This window comes from Lacinutrix sp. C3R15 (assembly GCF_018860825.1).
Lineage (GTDB): Bacteria > Bacteroidota > Bacteroidia > Flavobacteriales > Flavobacteriaceae > Oceanihabitans.
This window is the reverse complement of the sequence record NZ_JAHKPZ010000004.1, coordinates 356,616-368,770: the sequence shown is the minus strand read 5'-3', so window position 1 is coordinate 368,770 and position 12,155 is coordinate 356,616. Positions and strand designations below refer to the sequence as shown.

At 31.1% G+C, this 12,155-nt stretch carries 9 protein-coding genes; 4 read left to right on the top strand and 5 right to left on the bottom strand.

The annotated features are described in order from the left end of the window. Positions 1-3: 3 nt before the first annotated feature. Positions 4-468, bottom strand: coding sequence for a CBS domain-containing protein (locus KO494_RS01625; RefSeq protein ID WP_215965837.1), 465 nt, complete (start codon positions 466-468; stop codon positions 4-6). A gap of 113 nt (positions 469-581) precedes the next feature. On the opposite strand from KO494_RS01625, the gene KO494_RS01620 reads away from it, so the two are divergent. After that, positions 582-2,882 (top strand): M28 family peptidase, encoded by a 2,301-nt coding sequence (locus KO494_RS01620; protein WP_215965836.1) that lies wholly within the window; start codon positions 582-584, stop codon positions 2,880-2,882. Between the two features lie 104 nt (positions 2,883-2,986). Here KO494_RS01620 and KO494_RS01615 read toward each other — a convergent pair whose 3' ends face one another. The 3 genes from KO494_RS01615 to KO494_RS01605 form a co-directional block, all read right to left on the bottom strand. Further along, a complete protein-coding gene (locus tag KO494_RS01615; RefSeq protein ID WP_215965835.1) occupies positions 2,987-5,077 on the bottom strand; it encodes a M13 family metallopeptidase in 2,091 nt (696 codons plus the stop codon). 109 nt (positions 5,078-5,186) lie between these two features. Then, the gene (locus KO494_RS01610; RefSeq protein WP_215965834.1) at positions 5,187-5,717 is read right to left on the bottom strand and encodes a nuclear transport factor 2 family protein; all 531 of its coding nucleotides are present in this window, start codon (positions 5,715-5,717) and stop codon (positions 5,187-5,189) included. Position 5,718: 1 nt separating this feature from the next. After that, entirely contained in the window at positions 5,719-6,228 is a 510-nt protein-coding gene (locus KO494_RS01605; protein WP_215965833.1) for a hypothetical protein, read from the bottom strand. A 143-nt stretch (positions 6,229-6,371) separates the two neighbouring features. On the opposite strand from KO494_RS01605, the gene KO494_RS01600 reads away from it, so the two are divergent. Together KO494_RS01600 and KO494_RS01595 are read left to right on the top strand one after the other, a co-directional pair. Next, entirely contained in the window at positions 6,372-7,316 is a 945-nt protein-coding gene (locus KO494_RS01600; protein ID WP_215965832.1) for an NAD-dependent epimerase/dehydratase family protein, read from the top strand. Positions 7,317-7,436: 120 nt separating this feature from the next. Continuing rightward, a complete protein-coding gene (locus tag KO494_RS01595) occupies positions 7,437-9,134 on the top strand; it encodes a hypothetical protein (protein ID WP_215965831.1) in 1,698 nt (565 codons plus the stop codon). Positions 9,135-9,170: 36 nt separating this feature from the next. Here the strand turns inward: KO494_RS01595 and KO494_RS01590 are convergent, their stop codons facing one another. Then, entirely contained in the window at positions 9,171-10,427 is a 1,257-nt protein-coding gene (locus KO494_RS01590; RefSeq protein ID WP_215965830.1) for an NAD(P)/FAD-dependent oxidoreductase, read from the bottom strand. A gap of 111 nt (positions 10,428-10,538) precedes the next feature. Here KO494_RS01590 and hutH point away from each other — a divergent pair, with 111 nt between their 5' ends. Beyond that, positions 10,539-12,068, top strand: coding sequence for a histidine ammonia-lyase (gene hutH, locus KO494_RS01585; RefSeq protein WP_215965829.1), 1,530 nt, complete (start codon positions 10,539-10,541; stop codon positions 12,066-12,068). Positions 12,069-12,155 lie beyond the last annotated feature (87 nt).

Below are 12,155 nucleotides of genomic sequence, written 5' to 3'. Positions count from 1 at the left end.
TTGCTACTTCCAGTTATGCCCTTTTAATTGCAATGCCGCTTTTAAAATATCTTTCTGGCTAATTTGTCCAACCAATTTACCGTTTTCTAATATTGGAAAACGTCTTCTTTTTGAATCTAAAAACTTATTGGCTGCATCAAATAAATCCATGTTTCCGTCAATAGTTTCAACATCTTTAATCATGCGTTTTTCAACATTATCTTTTGCCATTGGCATATTATAATATCTACTTTCGCTAATTTGCTTTAAACAATCTCCTTCACTTATTATTCCTACTAACTCGTTATTTTCATTTACAACTGGACCTCCAGAAATTTTATTTGTAATTAGTGTTTCTATTACTTCTTCTACAGATTGATCAGGCCTAAAGGTTATTAAGCTTCTAGACATATAATCACTTACTTTTAATGGCTTTTGGTCTACAACATTCTGCTGTTTCCTAGCTCCTTGAAAACTTTTTATTCCCATGATATTAGTGTTTTGATTAACTTAAATATACTGATTATAAACGATTTATCCTAAAAAGAAAAATACAAGTTATTATTCCTTATTTTTATAGCTTAATTAGCTACCTTATAAATATGTTTAAAAGAAGTATTGCCATCCTTATTATATGTTTTGCTGTGTATTGGAGTTTTGATGCATTACTACCAAGTAAAATTTCAACTATAGATGCACCTGAAACATCTTTTTCTTCGCAAAGAGCATTAATTCAGTTAAAAGAAATAGCTGAAAAACCACATTTTCTTGGTAATCAAGCACACCAACAGGTTAGAGAATATATTGTTCAAGAATTAGAAAAACTAGGGCTAGAAACCCAAATACAAGTAGATTATTCTTTAAGTAAATGGGGAAACTTATCAAAACCTAAAAATATAATAGCAAGAATAAAAGGAAATGATACCAGTAAAGCTTTACTCCTGCTTTCACATTATGATAGCAATCCGCATTCTTCGTTTGGTGCTAGTGATGCTGGTTCTGGTGTAGTTACTATTTTAGAAGGTATTCGTGCTTTTTTAGCAGAAAATAAAACACCAAAAAACGATATAATTATCTTAATTTCTGATGGTGAAGAATTAGGATTAAATGGTGCAGATATTTTTGTAAATAAGCATCCTTGGGCAAAAGAAGTTGGTCTGGTTTTAAATTTTGAAGCTCGTGGCTCTGGTGGACCTAGCTATATGTTAATTGAAACCAATCAAGGTAATGCTAACCTAATGAAAGAGTTTGTAAAAGCAAACCCGGAGTTTCCTGTAGCAAATTCTTTAGCATACAGTATTTACAAAATGCTACCAAATGATACCGATTTAACACGTTTTAGAACAGATAAAGATATTGATGGATTTAATTTTGCTTTTATAGATGATCATTTTGATTACCATACTGCTTTAGACACCTATGCTCGTTTAGATAGAAACACTCTAGAGCATCAAGGTTCTTACATCATGCCATTACTACATCATTTTAGTAATGCAAACCTTAACAATATTAAAAGTACCGAAGATTATATTTACTTTACTGTTCCTGCATTTAAAACCATTATTTATCCTTTTACCTGGATTTGGCCAATGCTTATCTTGGCTATACTTAGTTTTATAGGCTTACTTATATATGGTTTTAAAAAGAAATCTTTAAACGCAACTGCAACCCTAAAAGGCTTTATTCCGTTTTTTACAAGTCTTGTTGTTAGCGCATTGTTTACCTATTTTGCTTGGCAAGGCATAAAACTTCTGTATCCGCAGTACCAAGAAATGCTTCATGGTTTTACTTATAATGGTCATGCATATATAGCTGCTTTTACCTGTTTGGCATTAGCCATTTGTTTTTATAGTTACCATATATTTAATAATGACGAAAAACCAGTAAATTTATTAATTGCTCCTTTGTTTTTCTGGTTGCTTATTTGTGTTTTAGTAGCCTTAGAACTACAAGGAGCTAGCTTTTTTATTATTCCTGTTTACTTTGGTTTAATCAGTTTATTTTTAATGATTAGACAACAAAAACCTAGTGTAATTCTTTTAGCGCTTTTAGGTATTCCGTTGGTATTTATTTTAGCACCTTTGGTTAAAATGTTTCCTGTTGGTCTAGGCTTAAAAATTGTATTTGTTTCTGCAATCTTTGTAGTTTTAATTTTTGGTTTGTTAATTAGTGTTTTTGGTTTTTTAAAACACAAAAAACGATGGGCTTATTGCTTTGTGTTTCTTGGAACTATATTTCTTATAAAAGCACATTTTAATTCTAAATTTACTGCAGAAACACCAAAACCAAACAGTCTTTTATATGTTCTAGATGCTAATGAAAACACAGCTGTTTGGGCAACTTATGATGATGTATTAGATGCTTGGACAGAAAGTTTTTTAACAGATAATCCAGACCAAGCAACAGAACTTTCTAAAAACACCATTGCTAGTAAGTATAAATCGAGTTTTACTTTTACCAAAAAAGCAGCAGTAAAAGATATAGCTAAACCTAAAATAGAAATTACACACGATACCATAATTGGAAACCAAAGACAGCTTGCAATTTGTGTGACTTCTTTACGTAATGCTGTACGTTATGAAGTGTTTTCAGATAGTACAACTGTTTTTAATTCTTTTGTAATAAATGGTATATCTGCTATACCTGAAGAAGCTTCAGAAACTGTTTTTAAGGAAAGACTTAATAACAGATTGTTTAGTTATTACGTTTCAGACAAAGAGCCTTTAGATATGATTTTTACCATTCCAGCAAAACAAAAAACCCAACTACAAATCTATGAAGCCACTTATGATTTGTTAAACAACAAAGCCTTAAACATACCACAACGCGAAGCAAGCATGATGCCTAAACCCTTTGTGTTAAATGATGCTATTGTTACCAAAAACACCATTATTATAGAATAAAAAAAGGCAACGCTTGACGTTGCCTTTTTTTATTTTAACTAGTGTAAAAAATCTAGTTATAATAGATACTAAGATTTTTTACATAGATTTTATAAAATTAAATCTTACCAGATTCTTACTCTTTCTTCTGGAGCTATGTACATTTTATCTCCTTCTTTAATATCAAATGCCTCATAAAAAGCATCTACATTTAATAAGGGTTGTACTGCTCTATTCATTCCTGGAGAATGCGGATCTGTTTTAATTTTAGTACGTAATGCATCATCACGCATTTTAGTTCTCCAAACTGTTGCCCAAGACATAAAGAAACGTTGTTCTGCTGTGTAGCCATCAATAGGAGCTGGCTTGTTGCCTTCAAAACTCATTTGTAAAGCATCATAAGCTGCAAGTACACCTCCTAAATCTCCAATGTTTTCTCCTAAGGTAAAAGCACCATTAATATTGGTTTCTGGCAACACTTCAATAGCACTATATTGGTCTGCTAATGCTTTTCCTAAACCTTCAAACTGCTCTAAATCTTCATCTGTCCACCAGTTATTTAGGTTTCCATCTTTATCATATCTAGAACCAGAATCATCAAAACTATGTGAAATTTCATGACCTATTACAGCACCAATACCTCCATAATTTACAGCATCATCTGCTGTAAAATTGTAAAAAGGTGGTTGTAAAATAGCTGCTGGAAAAACAATTTCGTTATATGCAGGATTAAAATATGCATTTACTACTTGTGGTGCCATATACCACTCACTCTTATCTACAGGTTTTCCTAATTTATCTAAATCCTTATTAAAATTCCAAGCACGAGCATTTAACGCATTTTGTAGATAGGTACCTCCATTTTCAACACTATTAATTTCTAGTGCAGAATAGTCTTTCCACTTATCTGGATATGCAATTTTTACTTTAGTAGCTTTTAGTTTTTCAATTGCTTTTTGTTTTGTTTCAGGGCTCATCCATTCCAGCTTATTGATTCTGTTTTCAAAAGCTAAAATGACATTTTTAATCATTTTTTCTGCTTTTACTTTGGCTTCTGGCGGAAATTTTTTGTCTACATAAAGTTTTCCTAAAGCTTCACCAATAGTTCTGTTTAAAGAACCTAAAGCTCTTTCGCCTCTAGCTCTTTGTGCTTTAGAACCGTTAAGTTCTTTTCCGTAAAACTCCCAATTAGCAGTTTCTATATCTGTAGATAAAAATCCTGCTGCACCATTAAAAGCATCCCATTTTAAATAAGATTTCCAATCGCTAACATTATCTTCTTCCAATACTTCTTGTAATCTGTTAAAGTAACCTAAGTCACCAATAATTACAGTATCTAATTCTTTTACACCAATTCCAGATAAAAAGTTTTTCCAGTTTACTGCAGGAACCATTTTTTGTACATCTGCAATAGAACGAGGGTTGTAACGCTTACGTGCATCACGACGATCTACTTTATCCATTTTAGCTTCTTCTAATTTAGTTTCAAAGGCTAAAATTTGCTCTGCTTGTGCTTTTGCTTCTGCTTCGGTGTCACCTAAAAACTGAAACATTCTTGTAATATGTGCTACATATTTTTGTCTCTTTTCTTTAGAATCTGCATCGTCTTTTATATAATAATCTCTATCTGGTAATCCTGTGCTACCTCCTCCTAAATAAGCAACATTTCTATTACTATCTTTAGGGTCACTACCAACACCAAAACCATATAAACCACCTCCTCCTTGAGGTTCCATTTCTATCATAAAAGCCTGTAAGTCTTCTATATTTTTAATCGCTTCAATTTTTTCTAAAATGGGTTGCACAGGAGCAATTCCTGCTTTATTTCTACTAACAGTATCCATTATAGTTTGGTAGTAAAAAACTGCTTTTTCCTGGTCTGACCCTGGAAGTACTTGAATATTATCAAGGTCTTTATTATCTGACATTGCAGATTTTAATATAGCTAAAGCATCTGCATCTGTGTTTTTGCGTAGTTCTTGAAAACTTCCCCAAGTTGATTGGTCGTCTGGTATTTCATTATTTTCAAGCCATTTTCCGTTAACATGTTTGAAAAAATCTTCGCTTGCAGGAACACTATTATCTATATAATCTAGATTAATCCCTGGAGTAGATTCTACCACTGCAATTTCTTTTTTAGCTTCTTCTTTACAAGAAACTAAACCTATTAAAGCAACTGCACTAAGTAGTGATAGTTTTTTAAAGTTGGTATTCATATTAATTTTAATTGAGTTTAATTTGTTTACAATTTACCATTTAATAGGCTGTTAGCTACTAATTTTGTTACATCTTAACAAAAGATTAATAAAAGCATTAAAGCTAAAACTACTGTGTGTTTTTAATCCTTAAGGATTTAATGTACAGGCTATCAGAAGTGTTTTTTAATGCAACTACCTCTTTTACATTTTCATTAGGTATTGCAATAGATAAAACATAATGGGCAACTTTCCAGGTATTATCTTCTAATTTCATAACACCAGAACCTCTACAAATTTTCATTTGTGTATCTAACAACTCATCAAACCAGGCAATTTTTTTATCTTGAGACACATATACATTTCTTTCTATTGCACTAAAACTCCAAGCCTTACCTTTTTCAAAATAAGGTTTAGAAAATGTTTTAAAAGCTTCATTTTGCCAATTTTCGGTTGCGTCAGTACCAATAAAAACGCCATCTTTTGTCATTAGGTTAAAATAAGCATCATAATTAGCTTCTGCAGCAGCTTGATGCCAAGCATCTAAATGCGTATGGATTTCTTTTTTAATAGCTGATGTAGATGCTACTTGTAGTACTACTTCTTTTGTTTTACAAGATGTAATTAATAGTAATAATGCAAATAGGTATAAAGATTTCATACTAATATGGTTTTTGTATGTTTTGCCATTCCTTTTCAAACTTTTTATTTATTTGAAGATTAAGGTTAGAAAACGCTTCTAAAAAATCTTTTAATACTAAAAGCACTTCTTTTTTATCCGGATTTGTTAAATTAATAACTCCTTCAAGTTTTAGCATCTTGGTTTCTAATGCCAATAATCGAGCACGTATTAAAGGGGTGTTTATTTCTTCTGGCATGCTTTCTTTTAAATCTTTAAGAAAAGCAATTAACACTTCGCTATTATCTTTAAAAAAAGAAAAATCTGCTTGATTGACACTCAACACAACACCTCTTAATTCATCATATTTTAACCAAAACTCTTCAGAATTTACTGTTCTAGGATCTAGTAGAAATTGTGTGTATTTAAGATTAGCCACATCTTTTTTAGTTATTTGCAACGTAGTTGCTTCTGCTTCTACCACTTGTGTAGTTGTTTCTTTTTTACAAGAAATTACACAAAATATTAAAGTAATGTATAGTAATGCTTTCATTTATAATTAACTATTATAGCTACAAATATATTGTATTCTTAGCTTTTATTATTAAATACTTTAGTTTGAAATATTTTTAGCTAAATTTTAGATTATCTTCTTTAAAAACTTGCTACTTTTGAACATCCTTAACAGATAGATTAATGACTTCAAAAATTTTAATTATTGGTGCTTGCGGACAAATTGGTTCTGAGCTCACCTATAAACTTAGAGATATTTACGGTGTTGAAAATGTTATTGCTAGTGATATAAACACTAGGAAATTAGAACTAGTTAACGCTGGACCTTTTGTAATTCTAGATGCTAAAAATTTTAATGCTATTAAAGATTGTTGCATTAATCATAATGTAAAAACGGTTTACCTCATGGCTGCTTTACTTAGTGCTACAGGTGAAAAATACCCAATGGAAGCATGGGATTTAAACATGAATTCACTATTTCATGTATTAAACTTAGCAAAAGCAAAACAAATAGATCACGTTTTTTGGCCTTCAAGTATTGCTGTTTTTGGATCTACAACTCCAAAAGAAAACACAGAGCAATACACTATCATGGAGCCTTCAACCGTTTACGGAATAACTAAACAAGTGGGAGAACGTTGGTGTGAATATTACCACAAAAAATATGGTGTAGATGTAAGAAGTATACGTTATCCTGGTATTATTAGCTGGAAAACTTTGCCTGGTGGTGGTACCACAGATTATGCTGTTGAAATTTATCATGAAGCGCTTAAAAACAAAGCATACGAATGTTTTTTAAGTGAAGAAACAGAATTACCAATGATGTATATGGATGATGCTATAAAAGCAACTGTAGACATTATGCAAGCAGATGCAGAATCTGTTAAAATTAGATCGGCATACAATCTAGCGGCTATTAGTTTTACACCAAAAGAAATTGCTGCGTCTATACAAAAACACATTCCGGATTTTAAAATCACCTATAAACCAGATTTTAGACAAGACATTGCAGACTCTTGGCCTAAAAGTATTGACGATTCTTGTGCTAGACAAGATTGGAAATGGAAACCTAATTTTTCATTACAAGACATTACTAAAGAAATGCTTTTGCAGTTAGGTAAAAAATAACACCCCTTTTATTTTACAATTTCTAGGCTAATACCAAGATAAAGCATTTATTATTAACCTATTCTTTTTAGGTAGTATTATATTTAGCTATGTTTGTAGGTATTAATCTATAAATATAAAATGAAAAAAATCTACCTTCTATTATGTATTTGCTTTTTTGCGTATACAACTAAAGCTCAAAATGAAATATCTCCAGACTACAATTTTAATGTAAGTGAACCTTATCAGGTTTATGATGCGGCTAAAAAATATTATTTTAGTAAAAACAGTGAAATTCTAGCTGTAAAGCCTTGGAAAAAATACCTCGTTATTCAAAAATTTGGAGTAGATGGTCTAGATCTTCTTTCTGAAAAAAAATACGAAGACTTACCAGACAACTATGTGGTTGAAGGTATGATAGAGTTACAAGACAAATACTATTTCTTTTACTCTTCTTGGTCTGGTAAAAAAACAAAACAAGAACGTTTATACTACAGAGAAATAGATTTTAATACCGGAGAATTTATTGGAGAAAGCATTAAACTAATTAATGTTTCTGGTAAACTAGCAGGATCGCCAATGGCAACTTACACCTCTGGAGGAGGTTTTACTGTTGGTGGATTTGGAATGAGTTTTGGTGGCTTTGGTGTAGTAGATAAGTTTGACTTTTTAACCTCTAAAGATGAATCTAAACTATTAGTGCAATATAGAAAGAAACCAGAAGTAAAAAGAGATACAAAAAGCTACGATATTATTGGTGTAAATGTTTTTGATGTCTCTTTAAACGCACTTTGGTCTAAAGACTATAAAATGCCTTATACCGAAAGAAGGATGGATTTACTTGACTTTGCTGTAGATGCTAATGGTCATGGTTATATTTTAACCAAAGTTTTTCATGATGACAGTAATAAAGATAAGAAAAAAAGAAAAGACAAAGATGCAAACTACCACATGGAACTATTTAGACTACTAGATGGTTCTGAAGGAATTGAAAAAAGCAAAATTGTTTTAAACGACAAGTTTATTAATGGTATTTCTTTATTTGAATCTCCAGATGGAGATATGATTTGTGCAGGTTTCTATACCAATGGTTTAAATAATAATTTAGGAAACTCTGATGGTATTTTTACTTTTAAAATTACTAAAGAAGGAAAACTCGTTGAAAAAACAGCACACGAAATTCCTGTAGAAGTTTTAAATCAATATGTTAGTAAAAGAACACAAAAAAAGAATGCTAAAAAAGATAAAGACGATAAAGCAGAATTTGCTAATTTACGATTACGTGATTTAGTAATAAACACTGATGGTAGTTTAATTTTAATTGGTGAGCAAACCTATGTTGTTGCACATTATAGAAATAATGGCCAAGTATATTATACGTTTCACAACAACGATATGTTATTAACTAAAGTAGATGCTTCTGGTAATTTAGCTTGGATGAAAAAACTACCAAAAAGACAATCTGGAGCACCAAAAATGGGGCAAGTATATGACACTAGTAAAACCTATCAAGGTGGTATGTCATACTCTTATTTTTACACCAACGGAAACCACTATATGGTGTATTTAGACAACGTAAAAAACATAGATTTAAAATTAGATGAAGTACCTGCAAAACATAGTGATGGCCATGGTGGTTACCTAACCGCTTACAAAATTAATGATGCTACAGGTACTGTTACTAAAGATAATATTTTAGACACAAGAAATGTAACAGATAAATTAGAAGTCTATCAATTTAGCAACAATAGAGTGGTTAAAACAGCAGAAAACCAATTTGTAATTGAGTTTTACAAAAAGAAAAAAGAAGACGTTTTAATTAAAGTAGAAATAAAATAATCTCTCCTATTATCTCAAAAAAGCAAAAAGCGAACCTTATAAGTTCGCTTTTTCTTTTTCTTGTACTTCCATATTTATTAAATACGCTAGATTTTTTACTAACCTATCATGTTTTTTAACAAAAGGATTGGTGTCATCCCAAACATAACCAGCTAAAACGGCACAAATTTGCTTTTTAATATCTGGATTTTCTGGCCTATGAAAAAACAACGTTTGTAAATTCCCTGTATACCATTCTTTCACATAAGTTGCAAAAACATTTACACCTTTCATAATATAACCTGTATACTCTGTTTCCCAATCTACAGATTCTCCATCTAACTCTTTATCGATTAGTTTTGCTGCTTTTAAAGCAGATTCTGTTGCAAAAGTTACTCCTGAAGAAAACACAGGATCTAAAAACTCAGCACTATTGCCTGTTAAAGCATAACCTTTTCCATAAAGTTGTGTTACCGATTTTGCGTAATTCTTTATACAAATAGGTTCAAATTTAAAATCTAAACCTTCAAAACGATCACGATAATAACTAGACGTTTTAAGCAACTGTTGCATTTTTTCTGTAGTATCTCCTTTAAAAGAATCTAAATATTCGGTTTTACTCACAAAACCTATACTAGTATCACCATTAGAAAAAGGAATTACCCAAAACCAAGTATCTTTATCTAAAACGTCAAAAGTAATAAGCGTACCTTCTTCGCCTTCTGGTCTTTTTAAATCTTTTACATGTGTAAAAATAGAAGAATGTTCTGGTATAGCAGAGGGTTTATCTAAGCCAAGCATTCTTGGTAAAACGCGACCATAACCACTAGAATCAATAATGTGTTTTGCGTGCACTGTATACACCTCACCATTTTCATCTTTTATACTTGTTTGCGAAACGCCATCAGCATCAAAAACAACAGCTACCACTTCATTATTAAAAGCGATATCTACTCCTCTATTAATTAATTCTTTTGCTAGAATAGTATCAAAATCTGCACGTGTTACTTGCCATGTCCAGTCCCAACCTTCGGTATGTTTTTTGCTAAAATCAAAATTACAAACAACATCACCTCTTAAAAAACGAGCACCATGTTTTTTTTCAAATCCAAAGTCATTTAATACATCAAGTAAACCAACTTCTTCAAAATGATCCATACATCTTGGCAGCAAACTTTCTCCTATTACAAACCTAGGAAATATGCTTTTTTCAACCACTTTAATCTGTTTTCCTTGGTTATGTAAGTAAGAAGCAGCAACACAACCCGAAGGTCCTGCTCCTATAATTAAAACATCAACATGTATTTCATTCATAATCATTATAGTATTTTACCTTAATTATATTAAATTAGCGCTCACCAAAATAACAACTCTATCTTTAGTTGTTAAATTTATTAATAAAATTACATAGAATAAAATATATAGATGCTAACATTTAACGGAAAACTTGGATTAGAAGATTTTTACAAAATTATTATAGAAAACAGTAACATTAAAGTAGATGAGTCCGTTTTTGAAACCGTAGAAAAAAGTTTTAACTTTTTAAAAGAATTTTCAGAAAACAAAGTAATTTATGGTGTAAACACTGGTTTTGGACCAATGGCACAATACAAAATTAAAGATTCTGAACGTATTCAGCTACAATATAATTTAATTCGTAGTCACGCATCTGGTACAGGAAACCCTATTGCTCCAAAATACGTAAAAGCTGCAATGGTAGCTAGATTAAACACACTTTCATTAGGTAACTCTGGTGTACATAAATCTGTAATTGAGTTAATGTCTGAGCTTATAAACAGAGATATAACGCCATTAATATATGAACATGGTGGTGTTGGTGCAAGTGGAGATTTAGTACAACTTGCCCATTTAGCATTGGTTTTAATTGGTGAAGGAGAAGTGTTTTACAAAGGAAAAAGAGTAGCTACAGCAACTGTTTTTGAAAAAGAAAATCTTAAACCTATTTCGGTAGAACTTCGTGAAGGCTTAGCATTAATGAATGGTACTTCTGTAATGACAGGAATTGGTATTGTAAATACCATGTACACAAGACGATTATTAAACTGGATGATCTCTTGCTCTGCGGCAATTAATGAAATTGTAGAAGCATATGATGATCATTTATCTGAAGAATTAAACAACTCTAAAAAACACAAAGGACAACAAGATATTGCTAAAAGTATGCGAGAGCATTTAACAGATAGTAAACTTACCAGAAAAAGAGAACACCATTTATACGAAGCAAACAATGATGATGTTTCCGTTTTTCAAGACAAAGTTCAAGAATACTATTCTTTACGTTGTGTACCACAAATATTAGGACCTGTTTTAGATACCTTAAGTAGTATTGAAAACATATTGATAGACGAGGTAAATTCTGCTAATGACAACCCTATTGTAAATGTAGAAAAGAAACACGTGTATCATGGAGGGAATTTTCATGGAGATTATGTGTCTCTAGAAATGGATAAGCTTAAAATAGTAGTTACTAAAATGAGCATGCTTGCAGAAAGACAACTAAACTATTTACTAAACCCAAGCTTAAATAATATACTTCCAGCATTTGTAAACCTTGGCCAATTAGGCTTAAACTTTGGTATGCAAGGTGTACAATTTACTGCAACATCAACAACTGCAGAAAACCAAACCTTATCTAACCCAATGTATGTGCACTCTATACCTAACAATAATGACAACCAAGATATTGTAAGCATGGGTACCAACGCTGCTTTAATTACTAAAAAAGTAATTGAAAATGCATTTGAGGTATTAGCTATAGAACTTATTACTGTAGTACAAGCTATTGAATGCTTAAAAGTACAAGACAAAGTCTCTTCAAAAACTAAAAAATTGTATGATGAGATAAGAAAAATAGTTCCTATCTTTACAGAAGACGTTACTATGTATCCTTATGTTAACCTTGTTAAAGACTATATCATTAACAATAAAGCATAAAATTAATTTCTAATTACAATAGTATTTTAAGCATATATTTCCTTAACCAAGAAATGTACACATAATATATATAAGTAGCTTTTAACA

Excerpts from the sequence above, each read along its gene's own strand:
- KO494_RS01625 (WP_215965837.1), bottom strand. The coding sequence starts at position 468 with ATGGGAATAAAAAGTTTTCAAGGAGCTAGGAAACAGCAGAATGTTGTA.
- KO494_RS01620 (WP_215965836.1), top strand. The coding sequence starts at position 582 with ATGTTTAAAAGAAGTATTGCCATCCTTATTATATGTTTTGCTGTGTAT.
- KO494_RS01615 (WP_215965835.1), bottom strand. The coding sequence starts at position 5,077 with ATGAATACCAACTTTAAAAAACTATCACTACTTAGTGCAGTTGCTTTA.
- KO494_RS01610 (WP_215965834.1), bottom strand. The coding sequence starts at position 5,717 with ATGAAATCTTTATACCTATTTGCATTATTACTATTAATTACATCTTGT.
- KO494_RS01605 (WP_215965833.1), bottom strand. The coding sequence starts at position 6,228 with ATGAAAGCATTACTATACATTACTTTAATATTTTGTGTAATTTCTTGT.
- KO494_RS01600 (WP_215965832.1), top strand. The coding sequence starts at position 6,372 with ATGACTTCAAAAATTTTAATTATTGGTGCTTGCGGACAAATTGGTTCT.
- KO494_RS01595 (WP_215965831.1), top strand. The coding sequence starts at position 7,437 with ATGAAAAAAATCTACCTTCTATTATGTATTTGCTTTTTTGCGTATACA.
- KO494_RS01590 (WP_215965830.1), bottom strand. The coding sequence starts at position 10,427 with ATGAATGAAATACATGTTGATGTTTTAATTATAGGAGCAGGACCTTCG.
- hutH (WP_215965829.1), top strand. The coding sequence starts at position 10,539 with ATGCTAACATTTAACGGAAAACTTGGATTAGAAGATTTTTACAAAATT.